The organism is Raineyella sp. LH-20 (assembly GCF_033110965.1).
Classification (GTDB): domain Bacteria; phylum Actinomycetota; class Actinomycetes; order Propionibacteriales; family Propionibacteriaceae; genus Raineyella.
The window spans coordinates 135609-153355 of the sequence record NZ_CP137003.1 but is presented as its reverse complement, the minus strand read 5'-3'; the positions used below and the strand labels follow the sequence as shown (position 1 = coordinate 153355).

The following is a 17747-nucleotide window of genomic DNA, read 5'->3' as shown; positions in this document are numbered from 1 at the left end:
GCGTACGGCATGAGGGGGAGGACACCACACGATGGACTGGACTGCGCAGGACGAGCTGAACGCCGTGATCATCCGGGTCGTGGTGCCCGCGGTGCGCGACCATCTCGACCGCGTCTGGCAGCAGAGCGGCGGACGTCACACCTGGGTCGAGTTCCTCCAGGAGCGCGCGGGCGACCGAGCGGCCGCCGCGGCGTTCATCCCGTCCGACGTACGACTCCAGCTCGACCTGCTGGCCATCCCCGAGGTCGCGACCGAGCGCTTCGGGCTCGACGAGGCGCAGCAGGCACGCGTACGCGCCGCCCGCGACCTGGTCGACGACCTCGCCGGCCCGTCGCCCGCCGCGGTCGCCTCCAGCGCCGCGATCGCCGATGCCTTCTACACGGTGATCGCGCTGCTCACCGCCCTCGGTCTGGACGCGGCCGCCGAACAGGTGCGTGAGGCGGAGGGTGCGATGCGGCACGGCGGTGAGCAACCGACCGTCGTCCCGGTCGACGTCGCCGCGGACTGCCCCGCTCCGGTCGGCCGGCAGCTGGGCCTGGACGCGTACGTCCACCTGCACGTCCCGGCCGTGTACTCCTACGCCCAGGCGCACATGCGCCAGCTGCCCGTCGCGGTCGACCTCGTCGACCGACCCGAGTGGGGGCGGCCCGGGTGGCACCTCGATCTCGCGCTGACCGGTCCGGCCGGTCCGTTGGGCGCCGAGGTCGGCCTGCCGCTCGGCCTGGAGAGCGAGGGGCTCTCGGAGCGGGAGCGGCGCGCCCTGCTGGTGCCGCTGGTCGACCTTCGCCGTCTGGAACGCCTGGAGGACGCCCAGGAGGCGGTCCTCACCGCCGTGCTGCGGCGGCACGGCACCGAGATCGCCCGTTCTGCCACCACGCTCGGGGTCCTCGCGCCGCGGCTGTGGCAGCTGCTGGCCGAGCCCGTCCTCGATGCCGCCGGCCGCCCGACCGGCCGCAGTCGAGTGCTGGACCTGTCGGTGGAGACCCTGGCGAGCTTCGTCCAGCCCAACGCTCCGGCCGTTGCGGAGCTGGCCCGAGAGGCCTCCGATCTGCTCGCACGCCAGGGTGCCAGCGGGAGTCTGGAGGGCTACCAGTCCGGCGACCCGGAGCGGGTCGACCAGATCGCCCGGGCGATCTTCGAGGCGATGCAGGCGCGTGACATCCGCTATGTGGAGCCGCCGGCGAACTGGGTGGGGCTCACCCAGCTGATCCGGACCCCTGACGAGGTGCTGTCCGGCAACAAACAGGGCACCTGCCTCGACACCACCGTCGCGTACGCCGCAGCACTCGAATTCGCCGGCCTGCATCCGCTGCTCTGGCTCGCCGACGGGCACATCTTCGTCGGCTACTGGCGCACCGAGGCCCCCGGCGTCGACACCTCCACCAGCCTGCCCGAGGACCTCACCAATTACGTCGACATGCGGGCCATCCAGCTGGTCGAGACCACGGCGATCGCCCAGCCCGAGCCGGTCGACTGGGAGCAGATGCACCGCCGGCTGGCGCAACGGTTCCTGCACGGCGGCTTCATCGACGGCTCGGCCGCGTCCCAACTCATCGGCGACGTCCACCTGTTGCGCACCCGCGACCGGATCATCCCGCTGCCCAGCCGCACCCGGCTCGACGACGGCACCGTCCAGGTCGTCGAATACACCCCACAGCACTCCCGCCCCCAGCTCGCCGTCGAGGAGCGTACGCCGCAGCAGGGGACCGTACGCCCGGCCGGCCCCGGCGAGCCGGCCCGCATCGAACAGTGGAAGAACGCCCTGCTCGACCTCAGCCTGCGCAACCGGCTGCTGAACTTCCCCCGCTCCGCTCGCTTCCCGCTGTGGGTGCCCGAGCATCGGCTGGGGGACTTCGAGGACGCCCTGATCCGCGGTGCCTCCGTCACGCTGCGACCGATGGACCAGGTGCCGGCCACCTACGCCCAGGCGGGTGTCCAGCGGGCCGGTGATCTGCCCGGCGAGGTGATCGAGGAGTACCTCTTCACCTCCAAGGTGGCCTTCGTCGGGGCGACGAGCGAGCAGTACACCGCCGCGTTGCGTACGCTCGCTCGCACGGCGCGGACCATCATCGAGGAGTCCGGCGCCAACAACCTCTACCTGTCGGTCGGCAACCTGCGCTGGACCTCCGGCGGCAAGGAACTGTGGTCGCCGCTGGTGCTGCTGCCGGTGACCCTGCGGCCGGCCCGCGGCGGCCACCTCTACACGCTCAGCCTGGACGACACCGGCACCTCGACACCCAACTACTCCTTGCTCGAGAGGCTGTACAAGGAGCACGGTCTGTCCATCCCCGGCTTCGCCGAGCCGGCCGAGGATGGTGCGGGACTCGACATCGACGCGCTGTTCACCGCGATCCGGATGGCGATGACCGAGGCCCGTCTCCCGTTCACCGTCGAACCGCAGATCGACCTGGCCATCCTGCAGTTCGGCAAGTTCCGGCTGTGGAAGGACCTTGCCGAAGCGTGGCAGCCACTGACCGCCAACCCGCTGGTGCACCACCTGGTGCACATGCCGACGGCGATGTTCGACGACCCGGTGCCCGACCCGGATCCGACCGATCTGGACGAGCTGACCGCCCGGCTGCCGGTGCAGGCGGACTCGAGCCAGGCCCGTGCCATCCAGCTGGCGCTCGCCGGCCGCACCCTGGTGATCGAGGGGCCGCCCGGCACCGGGAAGTCACAGACCATCACCAACCTGCTGGCCCGAGCGATGGCCGACGGCAAGAAGGTGCTGTTCGTCGCCGAGAAACAGGCCGCCCTGGAGGTCGTCAGCAAGCGCCTCGACGATGTCGGTGTCGGTCCGTTCGTGCTCAACCTGCACGATCGCGGCCAGAAGCCGGCTGCGGTGAAGGCCAAGCTCCGGGCAGCGCTGGAGTACCTGCCCACCCCCGACCTGCAGGGGCTGCAGACCAGCAGCACCCGGATGGAGCAGGCCCGCCGCCGGCTGGCCGGCTACCGCGACCAGGTGCACGGCAAGAACGCGCTGGACCTGTCCGCCTACACCGCTCACACCAAGCTGCTCGCGCTGGGCGAGGTCACTCCGGCGCCGGTCGACGAGGATTTCGTCCACCGGGCGTCCGTGCCGGCGCTCGACGCCCTGCGCCGTGCGGCCGAATCGATCAGCGACCTCGGTGCCGTGCTGACCGACGAGGAATCGGTGCCCTGGCAGGTGATCGGCCGCCCGCTCCCGGACGGGGCCGAGGACCTGTTCTACGCGGCCGCCACCGAGCTCGACGCGGCGATCGCCGACCTGACCCGCGTCGCCCCCGACCTGCGCGGGATCGTCCACCACCTCCCGGACCGTACGCACCTGCAGCAGCTGGCCGCCCTGGAGGCCCAGCCGTGGATGACCTGGGGAGTGCTCAGCGCCACCGTCGGCCCGGACTGGCAGCAGGCGGCGTACGCCCTGCGCGCCGACCTCGCGATGATGGACCGGCTGCCCGCCCAGGTGGCCGCGACGTACGACCTGGCGGTGCTCCACTTCGACCTCGCCGGCATCCGCCAGGAGTGGCGCGCGGTCGAGGGAAAGATCTTCGGCGGCCGTCAGCGGCGCCGGGTGATCCAGCAGGTCGACCGGTACCGCCGTCCCGAGGCGACCGTCGACGAGAGCACCTTCGGCGGGCTGCTCGACGACCTCGTCCTGCTCCAGGAGAAGGGCACCGCGGTCGCCCAACGGGTCCGCGACCTCGAAGGGCTGCAACTGCCGCCCGACTGGCACCCGTACGATCCGGAGCATCGCGCCGAGGCGCTCCGCTGGCTGGACTATCTCACCTGGGTCGCTCAGCTCGCCTGGCCCGGCGCCGGGCCCGACCTCACCCGGGCACAGGCTCTGCTGGCCGACGCGTACGCCGCCCCGCGGCCACCGCAGAACGGTCCAGGGCCGCGGTCCGAGGCGTTGGCGCGGGTGGAGGCGGCGCTGGTCGCGCTCGAACCGTACGTGTCGCCGTGGGAGCAGGGCTTCCTGACCCGATGGACCGATCGCCGCGAACATGCCGCTCCCGCGCACCTGACACCGGTCACCTGGCGACGCTGGAATGACCTGCTCACCGCGCTGCAGCCGCTGGCTGACAGCGGACTGCACGCCGCGTACTCCGCCTATCTGGACGGCGGGCTCTCCCGGGAGGACGCCCGGCTGGGGCTGCAGAGCGGTCTGGCCCGGGCGGCCCTCGGCGAGCGGATGCGCGCCACCGGGCTGATCTCGTTCGACCGGGAGCGTCATGGCCAGGACGTCGAACGGTTCAGCACCACCGCCGGGGTGGTCCGCCAGCAGCTGCGGACCGTGCTGCCGCAGGAGATCGTTGATCGGCGTACGTTCGTCCGATCCACCGGCCGCAGCCGGATCGGCGAACTGACCCGGCGACTGACCGGCCGCAAACGCGTCGAGATCCGGGCCCTGATCGCCGAGTACGGAGACCTGATCACCGAGATCACTCCCTGCGTCCTGGTCAGTCCGGACTCCGCGGCCCGGTTCTTCCCACCGGACCACCAGCTGTTCGACCTGGTCGTGTTCGATGAGGCCTCCCAGATCCGCGTCGCCGACGCGATCGGAGCGATGGGGCGGGGCCGCTCCGCGGTCGTCGTCGGGGACAGCAAGCAGATGCCGCCGACCTCGATCGCTGAAGCCAGCGCGGTGACGGCGGAGACCGACGAGCAGACCGAGGTCGAGACGGTCGAGGACGAGGAATCGATCCTCACCGAATGCATCCAGGCCGGCGTCCCGCGGGTGTGGCTGTCGTGGCACTACCGCAGCCAGGACGAGTCACTGATCGCGTTCAGCAACCAGCAGTACTACGAGGGCAGGCTGTCGTCCTTCCCCGCCCCGGTCGCCCCCGGTGGAGCGGCCGGCGATGGTCGAGGGATCCGGCTGGTCCGGGTCGACGGGCAGTTCCAGCGGGAGGGCCGCGGCAAGCTGCTGCGGACCAACCTGGTCGAGGCCCAGGCGGTGGTCGACGAGATCCGCCGGCGCTTCGAGGCCTCCCCGGAGAGCCTGCCGTCGCTGGGCGTGGTCACGTTCAACATCCAACAGCGCAATCTGATCGAGAACCTGCTGCGTGATCTCGACGACGAGCGGGTCACCGACGCGCTGGAGGACCCGGAGGGCGTGTTCGTGAAGAACCTGGAGAACGTCCAGGGCGATGAACGCGACACCATCCTCTTCTCGACCGGGTTCAGCAAGAACGCCAAGGGCGTCCTGCCGCTCAACTTCGGCCCGCTCAACCGCTCCGGAGGCGAGCGGCGCCTCAACGTCGCCATCACCCGGGCACGGCGCGAGGTGGTGATCTTCTCCAGCTTCGCACCGCAGGACCTGCGGGTGGAGGAGACCTCCTCGGAAGGCCTGCGCGACCTGCGGGCCTACCTCGAGGTCGCCGAGCGGGGGACCACGGCGCTGCGCTACCGCGGCGGCAAGGGCCGAGTGGAGGTGGACCGGCATCGCGACGAGGTCGCCGAGGCCCTGCGCGCCCGCGGGCTGCTCGTCCAGACCGCGGTGGGCCTGTCCGATTTCCGCATCGACCTCGTGCTCGCCGTGCCGGGGCCGGACGGGAACGCCGGTCGACCGCTGGTCGCCGTGCTGCTCGATTCGGTGCCCTGGTCGCAGCGCGCGACCACGGGCGATCGCGACGCCCTGCCCGTCGATGTGCTCGGCGGGATGCTGCACTGGCCCGACGTCCAGCGGGTCTGGCTGCCCGAATGGCTCGATGACTCCGGGGCGGTGGTCGACCGTCTGGTCGAGGCCACGCGGCGGGCTGCCGCGGAGCTGACCGACAAGCACGAGCCGGTCGAGGACGGCCCTGCTCCGCGCCGGGCAGAGCTCGACGAGCTGGACGGGGCCGACGAGCTGGATGGGGTCGACGTGCTGGATGGAGTCGACGGGATCGACGGGGGAGCGACCACCCCGTCCCGGGCGATGGCGTCGACGCCGCCCGGAGGCGAGGAGGATGCCGCGACCTCGGGACCGATGCCGGCGTTGCGGTCCGCCGAGCGGTCGACGGCGCCCGGCCTCACGGAGGCGACACCTGCTGCCGAGGGCACGACGACGCGCCGGGACCCCGACGGCCGGTCGGCCTTCGCGGCCTGGCAGGTGCGGATCGTCGGCGACCAGGCGATGCTCAACGCCGCCGACAGCGAGGACGAGGCCCGCGCCGCCGTCCAGCAGGTGGCCCGCGAGATCGTCGACGTCGAGTACCCGATCCGGGAGGAACGCCTGGTCAGCCTGACCTGCGCCGCCTTCGACCTGCGCCGGGTCCGGCAGACCCGCCGGGAGTCGACCCTCGACATCCTCAGCGAGGTGGGCTTCCGCCGCGACGCCGACGGGTTCGTCTGGCCCGCCGACGTCGAGCCGTACGCTTTCCGTGGCTACCGCCCCGAGGCACTGGTCACCGCCGGACTGACCATCGACGACGTCCACCCCCAGGAAATGCGCAACATCGCCAGCCGCACCCACGCCGATGATCCCGAGGAACTCGAGCGCCTTGTGCTCGGCGTGCTGGGCGGCAAGCGGCTGACGGAGGGGATCGCCGCCCGGATCTCGGCGGCATTACAGGGGGCCGCCGGGGCACGCTGACGTCCGTATGGGAGAAGGACCTAGCGCCCGGTCGGTTCCCGACGCCCTCCGCGGAGGGCAGCACCCCGAACCGGTTGCGGTAGGCCGCGGCGAATCGCCCGGGGTTCGTGACCCCCCCGCCGACGCCACCTCGCTCACCGTACGTTCGCCGCCTCGCAGGTCGGCCCGGGCCCGGTCCAGCCGTAGGTCGAGGAGGACCCGGCGCGGCGTACGCCCCGGTTCCGCGGCGAGGTCTCCTGCATCCGCCGTACGCCGACCCGGGCGACCCGCGCCATCTCCGCCGCGGTCGCAAGGGTCGTACGGCCGACCGCGGCGCGACGGGCGCCGTTCAGCGGTACACCCGCCGCAGCCACGCCGCGATGCCCTCGATGACCAGCACGGTGATGAAGACCATGGCAACCAGCACCGTCACCTGACCGTGGAACTGCAGCACGGTCGACGCCTGGGTGATGTAGAAGCCGACGCCACCGCCGCCGACGATGCCGAGCAGCGTCGCTGCGCGGATGTTGGTGTCGACCAGGTAGATCGAGTTGCCGATCAGCGACGGCAGCCCGACCGGCCAGGTCGCCGCGAAGAACCGCTGGGCGCGGGTCGCGCCGGTCGCGGTGACCGCGCGCTCCAGGCTGTGCGGGACCTCCTCGAACGAGTCGGCGATCAGCTTGCCGAGCACGCCGATGCCGCCGAAGGCGAGCGCGACAACACCGGCCTGGTTGCCGAGTCCGGTGATCATGATCAGGAAGATCGCGAGGACCAGCTCGGGCACGCCGCGGAAGATCACCAGCACGAAACGGAAGACGGAGCGTACGCGGCCCGACGGCGCAACGTTGCGGGCGGCCAGCGAGCCGATCACCAGGGAGATCACCAGCGACAGCAGGGCGGCGGCGAAGGCGACCTGGATCGTCACCAGCATCCCCTGGGCGAACTCGCCGAAGGTGTGACTGCCGACGGTCGGCGGCCAGAAGCTCTGCAGCGTCGGCACCAGGTACTCCCAGGTGATCTGGGAGAAGTCGACATCGGCCCACCACCAGCTCGCGATGATCAGCGCGACGGCGATCATGGTCCAGCTGGCGTTGCGGATCCGGTCGGCGGTCCACGGCCGCCGGAGCATCGCCTCGACCGAGCGGGAGTGGCCGGCGGCGGACGAGCGGGCGGGCCGGGTGCCGGCGAGGCCGACCGTGTGGACGGTCCCGGCGGTCCCGGCGGTCCCGGCGGTGCCCACGTCGGCTGTGTCAACTCGCGCAGCACCGGCTGCTGCCGTCGGGCGGACGCGTCGCGTCGCCCGTCGGCTGCGCGTCACCGCTCGGAGGACCCGGTCGCCGATCCCGACACCGACCGGGTCGACGCCGAGCAGGGTGCGTCGTACGGTCGAGGAGACGATCTCCAGCACCACACACAGCACGAAGATGACGGCCGCCAGGCCGAGGCCGCGACCATAACCGGTCGGGAACTGCTGGAAGGCGACCCGCATCGCGTAGCCCAGGCCGCCGACGCCGGCGTAGCCGAGGATGGCCGAGCCCCGCAGGTTGATGTCGAAGCGCAGCAGGACGGTCGCGATCCAGGACGGGAGCACCTGGGGGAAGACGCCCGCCCAGAACTCCTGTGCGCGGCCTCCTCCGGCCGCGCGGATCGCCAGCCGTGGCCCGTCGTCGGCGCGTTCGATCGCATCGGCGAAGAGTTTGGAGATCATCCCGATCGAGTGGATGCCCATCGCGAAGATGCCGGGCAACGGGCTGCCGAGGGTGAAGGTGAGCGCGAAGGCCAGCGCCAGCACGACGTCGGGGACCGCCCGGGTGATCACGCCGATCGCCCGGCCGACCCAGCGCAGCCAGCCGGCCGGGGTGGTGCTGTCCGCGGCGATCCAGGCGACCGGGACCGACAGCAGCGCGGCGAGCAGGGTGCCGAGGATGACGATGCCGACGGTCAGGCCGATCAGGTAGGCGAGGTCGGCCGGGCCGGGCAGGCTGATCGGGTCCATCAGGCTGAACGTACGGACCGCGGTGGTGATGCTCGCGCTGAGATTGGCCGTCGTGAAGTCGAGCGTCGTCAGCGAGTAGACCCCGAAGGCCAGCATCGCCACGATCACGCCGAGGCCGGCCACCCGGTCGACGGCGACTCGGCGCCGGGGCGCCCGGGCGGCGACGGACGCGACCGCCGCGGCCGGATCGGGGCGTACGGCGGTCAGCGGGGCGGTCACTGCGCACCGTCCTCGGTCGACGCGGCGCCGGCGCCGGCGAGGCGTACGTCGGTGTCGACGTCGGCCAGCTGGCGGTCGAGCGCGGCCAACTCGTCGGCAGCGGTCGTACGACCGTAGATCTGCATCGCCTCCGCCCGGGTCAGACCGGTGGTGCTGGTGTCGAGCACCACCTCGCCGTCGCGCAGGCCGACGATCCGGTCGCCCCAGCCGAGGGCGAGGTCGATCTGGTGCAGGCTGCACACCACGGTCAGGCCGTCGTCGGCGGCGATCTGGCGGATCAGCGCCATCACCTGCGTGCTCGATTCGGGATCGAGGCTGGCCACCGGCTCGTCGGCTAGCAGGATCTCGGGGTTCTGCATCAGCGCGCGGGCGATCGCGACCCGCTGCTGCTGTCCGCCGGACAGCTGGTCGGCGCGCTGGTAGGCCTTCTCGAGCAGGCCGACGCGATCGAGGTGGGTCAGCGCGGCGAGCTTGAGCGGCTTGGGGTAGGCCCACAGCCCGAGGCGGGGACCCGCCAGCCGGGCGAGGGCGCCGGTGAGCACGTTCTCGAGCACCGTCAGCGACCCGACGAGTTCGAACTGCTGGAAGATCATCCCGACCCGGCCGCGCAGAGCGCGCAGTGCCTTCGGCCGCAGCGTCTGCACCTCCTGGTCGAGGACGTGGACCCGGCCCTGGGAGGGGAACTCCAGGCCGTTGAGGTGGCGCAGCAGGGTCGACTTGCCGGAGCCGGACAGCCCGAGCAGCACGACGACCTCCCCCCGCTCCACCGTCATGGTGACGTTGTGGAGCGCTCGCGTCTGGCTGAAGTACTTCGAGAGCCCGGTGACCGAGATGGCAGGGGAGATCGTCGTACCGCTCATGGTGTCACTCCGTTCCGCAGGTCACTTGGCGCACTTGGCGGCCGGGATCGACGTGCAGAGATTGGTGATGGACGTGTAGTAGGCGGCGTCCTCCTTCTTGGCGCCGAAGTAGCCTTCCTTGAAGCCGTCGGTGAGCGGGACACCGGACGCGGTGATCGCTTCGACCGAGGCGCCACTGAGGGTGTCGGAGAGCTTCGTCTTCACGTCGGCCGGGAGGGTCGAGGAGATCGACAGCGGGCCGCCGGGCACGTACTCCTTGGTGATGAGCTTGGCCTTGCCCGAGGAGACGACCGGCTCGGCCTCGGTGTCCTCCGCGAAGCCGACGTCACACTGGCCGCTCGCGATGGCCTGGGCCGACTTGTCGTGAGCACCCGCGAAGAAGGGGGTGAAGTCCTTGAACGTCGGGTTGCCGTTCGGGTCGGTGCCGGTGGCGGTGACGTCGAGACCGGCCTTCGAGAGCTGGTAGAGGCCGAAGAGGAAGCCGGAGGTCGAGTTCGGGTCGACGAAGCAGACCTTCTTGCCCTTCGCGTCGGCGAGGGTCTTGATGGTCGAGCTGGCCGGGGCGATGGCCTCGGAGTAGTAGCCCGGGTCGTCGACGTCGGGGGAGGTGAGGGTGGCGGCGACCGGCTCGAGCTTGGCGCCCTTGTTGACGGCCATCACGTACTGCAGGGCGCCGGACGACATGACGTCGATCTTGCCCGCGACGGCGGCGGCGATCAGTGCGGTGTAGTCGGCGGTGGGGTAGTACTCGACCTTGTAGCCGGTCTGCTTGGCGATGTAGTCCTCGAGCGGCTTGTTGTTCGAGTCGGAGCCGGCCTGGTCGGGCGTGGCGCCGAAGACGATGGTGCCCTCGGCCTTGGCCCAGCCGGCGCTGGAGCTGGCCTTGGCGGTGGTGCCGGACGTGGCGGAGCCGGTGGCGCAGCCGGCGAGGACGGCGGAGGCGAGCAGCGCCGCGGTGGCGGCCGCGATGACGCGCTTGGGGGCGGACAGATGCATCAGGGAGCCTTTCGGTTGGCACACCGTGGTCGGGGTGGCGTGTGCGATCAAAACGGTAGGAAAAGAAGGTGGATGGCGGGCGACCGGAAAGTGGTCCTCAGGTGAATTTCGGCCGCAAAGAGATTTGCCTCTTGTTCACCTTGAATCTTGATAAGAATATGCGTCAAATTCCTCGAGCGTATTTCCGTCGAGGTGCTTGATATTCGATTGGGTGAGGCTGATCTGTTGTGTCGTACGACGCCGGCGGCGTACGAGGACCGCCGCCGTACGGTTCAGGAGACCCGGCGACCCTCCCGCCAGACGCTGCGCACCACCGGGACGTGGTGCTCGTCGGTCGGGACGGCGGACGGCACCTCGTGCACATGCACCCGCACCAGGTCGGCCCGCAGGCCGGTGGCGATCTCGCCGCGGTCGGTGAGGCCGACGGCCTGCGCCGGGTTGGTGCTCATCAGCTGGACGCCCTGTGCCATGCTCAGCGCGCCGGTGGCCACCAGACGGACGACTGCCTGGAGCGGGCTGGCCGGCACGTAGTCCGACGACAGGATGTGCAGGTAGCCCAGCTCGAGCAGTTCGGCCGCCGCCACGTTGCCCGACTGCGAGCCGCCGCGGACGATGTTCGGCGCGCCCATCACCACCCGCTGGCCTGCCGCCACGGCCGCCCGGGCCGCCTCGACGGTGGTCGGGAACTCGGCGATGTCGACGCCGAGCGCCGTCGACTCCGCGACGTGCGCCTCGGTCGCATCGTCGTGGGTGGCGAGCGCGATACCGCGTTCCCGCGCCCGTTCGGCGATCGCGAGCCGGTGCGGTGCGGCGTGCACCGAGGACGCCTCCTTGAGGGCCGCGACGTGGTCGTCGAACTGGTCGGTGCGGATGTGCCGCTTGCCGACCATGTACGTACGGAACGCCTCCAGATCGGCGTACTGGCGCTCGCCCGGGGTGTGGTCCATCAGTGACGCGAGCCGGACCCGCGGGGACTCCTCGAACGACTCGAAGGACGTCAGGCAGTCCGGCGCGGAGACCTCGCAGCGCAGGTGGATCCAGTGGTCGGCCCGCAGCAGGCCGGCGACGGCGGCATGGTCGATCGCCTCGGCGAGCCGGTGCGCGTTGGCGGGCGCGGCGTCCTTCGCGTTCGGGGTGCTGCCGAGGCGGACCGCGTCGAAGACGGTCGTCGCACCCGACGCGCCGAGCTGCGCGTCGTGGGACAGGACGGCGGCGACCGGGTCCCAGTGCGTGCCGGGCCGCGGTTCGAAATGCTGCTCCAGGTGGTCGGTGTGCAGCTCGACGATGCCGGGCAGCAGGTAATCGCCGGCGAGGTCCTCGCCGTGCCGGGTCGAGCCGGCATCGAGGTCGGCGATCCGACCGTCACGGACGACGACGGAGCCGCTGACGACCTCGTCGAGCAGGACGACCCGGGCGTTGGTCAGGACATGCTCGCTGCTCATGCTTCTCCTTCTCGGTCGCCCGCCGCGGCGGGCTCGGGTGGGGTGAGGGGGTTGACGTCCAGGAGGTTGTCGTCGAGGAGATCGGGGTCGTGGTGGAAGGGGCCTGCGGCGCGGTCGAGCGGGCCGTGGGGGAGCAGGCCCCGGAGCGGGTGGACGGACCGGAGGACGAACGGGCTGCCCGGTGCGGGCTCGACGAACACGCACAACGCGTCGACCGCCACGTCCCGGTCCAACTGGCCCTCGAAGTGCTCGGCCAGCGCCGCAGACACCCGCGGCCGGTCGGGCTCGGCGATCCGGTCGGTGAGTGTCAGGTGGGGCAGGAACTCGTCGAACACGTACGGGTAGCCCCATGCGTCGAGCAACTCGCGCTGACGCGCACTGAGCCGCTCGGGGTGGCGACGAGCGCGATCGGCGTCGGTCAGCGGGGCACGCAGGTCGTCGAGCGTACGGACTACGGCGTCGGCCAGGGCATGGAGTCCAGGGGCCGGATCGCCGGCCGTCAGCGCGTAGAAGCCGTCGATGAGCCGCAGGCCGATCCGAGGGACGACGGCCGGCGCCAGGTCGGCGGCCAGCTGGGCGACCCGGTCGTCGAGGTCGTCGGCGGTGATGCCGTCGGCGAGCCGGAACGGCGCCTTGAGGGTGGCGTGGAAGCCGTAGCGGCGGGCATCCACGGTGATCGCGTCCAGCTCGTCGCGGGTCCAGCCGGCCGGGGTCACAGCCGGTGTCGCGGCAGGGTCTGTCAGGCCGCCGAGTCCGCGATCGTCCGTCGTACGACCCTCGACCGTACGACCCTCGACCGTGCGCCCGATCCACGCCTCGGCGAGCCGGCGCAGCGGGTCCGGCGCCACCGCACCGGGCAGCGCGTAGATCGCGTAGCGGGGGCTCATGCGGCCGCGCCGGCGGGGGCCTGGAACGCCTCGACGTCGATGCAGCGGTCGGCGACCGCCTCGCGCACCTCGGCGTCGTGGAAGATCGCCAGCATCCCGACACCGTCGGACAGCTGCTCGCGGATCAGCTCGATGACGGTCTCCCGGTTGCGGGCGTCGAGCGAGGCGGTCGGCTCGTCCAGCAGCAGCATCGGGTGGCCGGTGATGAAGCCGCGGGCGATGTTGACCCGCTGCTGCTCGCCGCCGGAGAAGGTGGCCGGCGGCAGGCTCCACAGCCGCTCCGGGATGTTGAGCCGGGTGAGCAGCGTGGCGGCCCGCTCCTCGGCGACGGCGTGGGAGGCGCCGCGCTCGACCAGCGGCTCGGCGACGACCTGCAGCGCGGAGACCCGCGGGATCGCCCGGAGGAACTGGCTGACGTAGCCGATGGTGTCGCGTCGGGCGGCGATCACCTCGCGCGGGCTGGCGGTGGCCAGATCGAGCCGGCCACCGATCCGGTCAAGGAGGATCGAGCCGGCGTCGACGCCGTAGTTGCCGTAGACCATCTTGAGCACCGAGCTCTTGCCGGCGCCGGACGGGCCGGCCAGCACGACGCACTCGCCACGGTGCACGTCCAGGGTGAGGCCGTGCAGCACGGGCAGCCGCTGGCCGCCCTGCAGGTGCATGGTGAAGGTCTTGTCGACTCCGTGGACGGAGAGCAGTGGGGTGTCGGTCACGATCATCCTTGCAGGATCGAGGAGACGAGCAACTGGGTGTAGGCGGCCTGCGGATCGTCGAGCACGCGGTCGGTGAGGCCGGCCTCGATGACCCCGCCGTCCTTCATCACCACGGTGCGGTGCGAGATGAGGCGGGCCACTGCGAGGTCGTGGGTGACGATCACCACAGCGAGGCCGAGCTCGCCGACCAGCGAGCGGATCAGGTCGAGCAGCCTGGCCTGGACCGAGACGTCCAGCCCGCTGGTCGGCTCGTCCATGAACACCAGCCGCGGCGAGACCACCAGGTTGCGGGCGATCTGCAGCCGCTGGCGCATGCCGCCGGAGAAGGTGGCCGGGGCGTCGTCGATCCGATCGGCGGGGATCTCGACCCTGGCGAGCCACTCCTCGGCCTTGGCGCGGATCCGGCCGTAGTGCCGCCAGCCGGTGGCCATCAGCGGTTCGCCGATGTTGCCGCCGGCGCTGACGTGCATCCGCAGTCCGGCGGTCGCGTCCTGGTGGACGAAGCCCCACTCGGAGCGCCACAGCGTCCGTACGTCACGCTCGGAGAAGTCGCCGAGGTCGACCAACGAGCCGTTCGTACGGTAGCGGATGGAGCCCTCGTCGGTGCTCAGCCGTTGGGCGAGCATGCCGAGCAGGGTCGACTTGCCGGAGCCGGACTCACCGACGACCGCCAGCACTTCGCCCGGCCACAGGTCGAACGAGACGTCGCGGCAGCCGAAGCGCTCGCCGTAGCGGTGCCCGGCGCCGGTGACGCTGAGCAGCGGCCCGTCCTCGAGGGTGGTGTCGGTCATGCCTGTGCCTCCTGCAGCGTGGGCTGGTCGTGCTCGACCGGCGACGGTCCGGCCTGCTGGGCGGCGGTGCGCTCGCAGTGGTCGGTGTCGGAGCACACGAAGATCGAGGCGCCGTGGTCGTCGGTGATGACCTCGTCCATGTAGACGCCGACCGATCCGCAGATCTCGCAGGGCGTCACGAATTGCTGTGGCTCGAACGGGAAATCCTCGAAATCGATGCTGGTGACATCGGTGTAGGGCGGCACCGCATAGATGCGCTTCTCGCGGCCGGCGCCGAACAGGTGTACCGCGGGGGAGCGGTGGAGTTTCGCATTGTCGAAACTCGGGATCGGTGACGGCGCCATCATGTAACGCCCGTTGACGATCACCGGATAGTCGTACGTCTTCGCGATGTGGCCGTAGCGGGAAATGTCCTCGTAGAGCTTCACGTACATCGAGCCGTAGTCCTCCAGGGCGTGCAGCCGGCGGGTCTCCGACTCCCGCGGTTCCAGCCAGCGCAGCGGCTCCGGCGTCGGCACCTGGTAGACCATGATCTGGCCCTCGGTCAGTGGGGTCTCCGGGATCCGGTGCCGGGTCTGGATCACCGTCGCGTCGTCGGTGCGCGTCGTCGTCGCGCAGGCGGTCACCTTCTCGAAGAACTGTCGGATGCTCACCGCGTTGGTGGTGTCGTCGGCGCCCTGGTCGATCACCTTGAGGGTGTCGTCGTGGCCGATCACCGAGGCGGTGACCTGCACGCCGCCGGTGCCCCAGCCTCGCGGCATCGGCACCTCACGGCTGGCGAAGGGCACCTGGAAGCCGGGGATCGCCATCCCCTTGAGCAGCGCGCGGCGGATGACCCGCTTGGTCTGCTCGTCGAGGTAGGCCTCGTTGTACTCGATGCGGGGGAAGATCCCCGCTTGCGGTGCGGTCATCGGGCCGTCCCCTCCTTCGCCTCGGGGTCGTACGGGTCGGTGTCGTACGGGTGGGCGTCGTACGCCGCGTCGTCGTACGCCCGGGCCTCGTACGTGTCGGTGTCGTACGTCTCGGTCTCGTCGGCGTTCGTCCCGGCGGCCGCACGGGCGCCGAGATCGGCGTGCATGCTGCGGATCAGCGCCAGCTCGGCCTGGAAATCGACGTAGTGCGGCAGCTTGAGGTGCTCGACGAAGCCGGTCGCCTGGACGTTGTCGGCGTGCTCGACGACGAACTCCTCGTCCTGGGCGGGGGCGACCTTCCGCTCCCCGAGTTCCTCCCAGCGCAGCGCGCGGTCGACCAGCGACATCGACATCGCCTTGCGCTCGGAGCGGCCGAACGCCAGCCCATAGCCGCGGGTGAACCGCGGTGCCTCGGTGGCGCTGCCGACGAACTGGGTGACCATCTGGCACTCGGTGACCTCGATCCGGCCCAGACAGACGGCGTGGCCGAACTCCGGCACGACCATCTCCACCTCGACCTCACCGACCCGCACCTCGCCGACGAACGGATGCGTCGAGCCGTAGCCGCGCAGCGTCGAGTAGCCGATCCCGAGCAGGAATCCTTCGTCGCCGCGGGCGATCGCCTGCATCCGTTCGGCCCGCGACATCGGGAACACCGTCGGCTCGCGGGTCAGATCGGCGGGCTCGGGGTCCTCGTCGGCGGGGTGGTCGACGGCGGGCTCGATCATCGCGGTGGCGCCGAGCAGGTCGGTGACCCGCGGCATCGGCGCGGCCGGTTCGTCATCGGTCGGCACCGGGGGGACGTCGGTCGGCCCGTCGCTGACGTCCTGATCGGTGAGCAGCCGGTGGGTGTAGTCGAACGTCGCGCCGAGCTGCTGGCCGCCGGGGATGTCCTTGAAGGTGGCCGAGACCCGGCGCTCCGACGGCAGGCCGGCGGTGTCGAGGGCGACGGTCGTCCCCAGCCGGGGCAGCGTGGTGCGATACGTACGCATCAGGGTGATCGCCTCCAGCGCGTCGCCCTGGCTCTGCACGATCGCGCGCGCCGCAAGATCGGGATCGTAGAGCGAGCCCTCGGTCATCACCCGGGCGACCAGGACGCCGAGCTGGTCGCGGACCTGCTCGGGGGTCAGCCGCGGGGTCGTCTCCTCCCCGCGGCCGCGCTTGGCGAGCAGCGCATGGGCGTTGGCGATCGCCTGCTCGCCACCCTTGACGGCGACGTACATCAGTCCACCTCCGTGAGTCGGGTCGTCCGCGGCAGGCCGACGAGGGTGTCGTCACCGGCGAACACGAGGTCGACGCCGCGGGGGAAGGCGGCGCTGTTGTCGGCCCACTGGGCGGCGAAGTCCGCCGGCAGACCGGGGGCGGACCAGAGCGCGGGCACCGGGAAGCCGGGGCCGTCGGCGGTGAAGGTCCGTCCGGCGGGGATGGTGTGTCCTGCGGGGGTGGTGCCCACCACGGCGCGTCCCGTCGCGACGATCGCCGTGGTGGACGTGTGGGGGGCCTCGTCGGTGCCGGGGGCGAACGAGGCCAGCGGCGGCAGCGCCGAGGGGGTGGCGACGACGGCGAAGGCTGCCAGCGCGGGGTCGTCGACCGGCTGGGCGCCGGTGTGGAAGGCGAGCCAGGCGACGAGATCGGCGTCGCCGGCCAGCGTCGGGTCCAACCACAGAGGCGTGGACTCGTCGGCGACGGTCAGCAGGACAGCCGCCGCGCCATCGGTGAGCGCGCCCGGGGCGGTCACCGCGACCGGCAGCGGGATGGCGGTGGTCGGCCGGGCGAGCGCGTCGAGCAACGTACGGAACGTCTGCTGGGCGTCGTGCACCGGATCGGCGAAGCCGGGGGCCGGAGTGTGCACGCGGTCGGTGGAACCCGCGGTGGTCATTCGTCGTCCTCCTCGTCGCCGCCGAGGTTCTCCCGGGCCACCGTGAAGAAGTTGACCTGGGTGGCGTGGGCCTCGGCGCGCGCTCGATCGTCGCGGTGCGCCTGCTCGCGTTCGAGCGGCTCGATCACCTCGCTGAGCGCCTGCGGCGCGGTGGCGGGGTCGGTGAGCAGGGCGTCGAAGATCGCCGCCAGCCCGGCATGGGCCGGGTCGCTGCCGAGGACGTAGCTGGTGCCGAGCCGCTCGGCGCCCAGCGCGCCGCCGTGCAGCAGCGCGGTGGCGCGGGTGACGGTCGCCTCGCCGAGGTTGAACCGGTCGCCGCTGCCCCCGATGCGGCCCTGCACCATGACGAGCCCGGCCTCGGGGCCCCGGAGGTACTCCACTTCGGGGGCGTCCGGCCAGGCCGCCCAGAGGTCGGCGAGGCGTGCGGTGTCCGCGAGCGCGAGCGCGCGGGCCGCACGGCGCCGGTGGGCGGTTGCGGTGTCGTTCATCTCACCTCTCAAGTTGTCTACTGGAGT

13 protein-coding genes are annotated in these 17747 nt (G+C 71.4%); 1 reads left to right on the top strand and 12 read right to left on the bottom strand.

The genetic code is table 11. The features are described 5' to 3' along the window. Positions 1–31 precede the first annotated feature (31 nt). Complete coding sequence (locus tag R0146_RS00635) at positions 32–6559, top strand: anti-phage protein ProA (protein WP_317690942.1); 6528 nt, start codon at positions 32–34, stop codon at positions 6557–6559. A 134-nt stretch (positions 6560–6693) separates the two neighbouring features. Here R0146_RS00635 and R0146_RS00630 read toward each other — a convergent pair whose 3' ends face one another. The 12 genes from R0146_RS00630 to phnG form a co-directional block, all read right to left on the bottom strand. Then, positions 6694–6912: a hypothetical protein gene (locus tag R0146_RS00630; protein WP_317690941.1), complete on the bottom strand. Its 219-nt coding sequence runs from the start codon at positions 6910–6912 to the stop codon at positions 6694–6696. Continuing rightward, positions 6888–8753: a PhnE/PtxC family ABC transporter permease gene (locus tag R0146_RS00625; protein ID WP_317690940.1), complete on the bottom strand. Its 1866-nt coding sequence runs from the start codon at positions 8751–8753 to the stop codon at positions 6888–6890. Before R0146_RS00625 ends, R0146_RS00630 begins: the two co-directional genes overlap by 25 nt. Beyond that, entirely contained in the window at positions 8750–9613 is an 864-nt protein-coding gene (phnC, locus tag R0146_RS00620; protein ID WP_317690939.1) for a phosphonate ABC transporter ATP-binding protein, read from the bottom strand. Before phnC ends, R0146_RS00625 begins: the two co-directional genes overlap by 4 nt. A gap of 21 nt (positions 9614–9634) precedes the next feature. Beyond that, positions 9635–10609 (bottom strand): phosphate/phosphite/phosphonate ABC transporter substrate-binding protein, encoded by a 975-nt coding sequence (locus R0146_RS00615; protein ID WP_317690938.1) that lies wholly within the window; start codon positions 10607–10609, stop codon positions 9635–9637. A gap of 272 nt (positions 10610–10881) precedes the next feature. Continuing rightward, on the bottom strand, positions 10882–12051 hold the full coding sequence (locus R0146_RS00610; RefSeq protein WP_317690937.1) for an alpha-D-ribose 1-methylphosphonate 5-triphosphate diphosphatase: 1170 nt from the start codon (positions 12049–12051) through the stop codon (positions 10882–10884). Beyond that, positions 12048–12938, bottom strand: coding sequence for a DUF1045 domain-containing protein (locus R0146_RS00605; protein ID WP_317690936.1), 891 nt, complete (start codon positions 12936–12938; stop codon positions 12048–12050). The genes R0146_RS00610 and R0146_RS00605 overlap by 4 nt, the downstream gene beginning before the upstream one ends. Then, positions 12935–13651: a phosphonate C-P lyase system protein PhnL gene (gene phnL / locus R0146_RS00600; RefSeq protein WP_317690935.1), complete on the bottom strand. Its 717-nt coding sequence runs from the start codon at positions 13649–13651 to the stop codon at positions 12935–12937. The genes R0146_RS00605 and phnL overlap by 4 nt, the downstream gene beginning before the upstream one ends. A 2-nt stretch (positions 13652–13653) precedes the next feature. Next, positions 13654–14442, bottom strand: a complete 789-nt coding sequence (gene phnK / locus R0146_RS00595; RefSeq protein ID WP_317690934.1) for a phosphonate C-P lyase system protein PhnK — start codon at positions 14440–14442, stop codon at positions 13654–13656. Beyond that, positions 14439–15353 (bottom strand): alpha-D-ribose 1-methylphosphonate 5-phosphate C-P-lyase PhnJ, encoded by a 915-nt coding sequence (locus R0146_RS00590; protein ID WP_317690933.1) that lies wholly within the window; start codon positions 15351–15353, stop codon positions 14439–14441. Before R0146_RS00590 ends, phnK begins: the two co-directional genes overlap by 4 nt. Further along, complete coding sequence (locus tag R0146_RS00585; protein WP_317690932.1) at positions 15350–16576, bottom strand: carbon-phosphorus lyase complex subunit; 1227 nt, start codon at positions 16574–16576, stop codon at positions 15350–15352. The genes R0146_RS00590 and R0146_RS00585 overlap by 4 nt, the downstream gene beginning before the upstream one ends. After that, positions 16576–17232 (bottom strand): phosphonate C-P lyase system protein PhnH, encoded by a 657-nt coding sequence (gene phnH, locus R0146_RS00580; RefSeq protein WP_317690931.1) that lies wholly within the window; start codon positions 17230–17232, stop codon positions 16576–16578. The genes R0146_RS00585 and phnH overlap by 1 nt, the downstream gene beginning before the upstream one ends. Beyond that, positions 17229–17720 carry a phosphonate C-P lyase system protein PhnG gene (phnG, locus tag R0146_RS00575; protein WP_317690930.1) on the bottom strand — a complete coding sequence of 164 codons (492 nt, stop codon included), beginning with the start codon at positions 17718–17720 and terminating at the stop codon, positions 17229–17231. The genes phnH and phnG overlap by 4 nt, the downstream gene beginning before the upstream one ends. Positions 17721–17747: the final 27 nt, after the last annotated feature.

Excerpts from the sequence above, each read along its gene's own strand:
- R0146_RS00635 (WP_317690942.1), top strand. The coding sequence starts at position 32 with ATGGACTGGACTGCGCAGGACGAGCTGAACGCCGTGATCATCCGGGTC.
- phnC (WP_317690939.1), bottom strand. The coding sequence starts at position 9,613 with ATGAGCGGTACGACGATCTCCCCTGCCATCTCGGTCACCGGGCTCTCG.
- R0146_RS00615 (WP_317690938.1), bottom strand. The coding sequence starts at position 10,609 with ATGCATCTGTCCGCCCCCAAGCGCGTCATCGCGGCCGCCACCGCGGCG.
- R0146_RS00610 (WP_317690937.1), bottom strand. The coding sequence starts at position 12,051 with ATGAGCAGCGAGCATGTCCTGACCAACGCCCGGGTCGTCCTGCTCGAC.
- R0146_RS00605 (WP_317690936.1), bottom strand. The coding sequence starts at position 12,938 with ATGAGCCCCCGCTACGCGATCTACGCGCTGCCCGGTGCGGTGGCGCCG.
- phnK (WP_317690934.1), bottom strand. The coding sequence starts at position 14,442 with ATGACCGACACCACCCTCGAGGACGGGCCGCTGCTCAGCGTCACCGGC.
- R0146_RS00590 (WP_317690933.1), bottom strand. The coding sequence starts at position 15,353 with ATGACCGCACCGCAAGCGGGGATCTTCCCCCGCATCGAGTACAACGAG.
- R0146_RS00585 (WP_317690932.1), bottom strand. The coding sequence starts at position 16,576 with ATGTACGTCGCCGTCAAGGGTGGCGAGCAGGCGATCGCCAACGCCCAT.
- phnH (WP_317690931.1), bottom strand. The coding sequence starts at position 17,232 with ATGACCACCGCGGGTTCCACCGACCGCGTGCACACTCCGGCCCCCGGC.
- phnG (WP_317690930.1), bottom strand. The coding sequence starts at position 17,720 with ATGAACGACACCGCAACCGCCCACCGGCGCCGTGCGGCCCGCGCGCTC.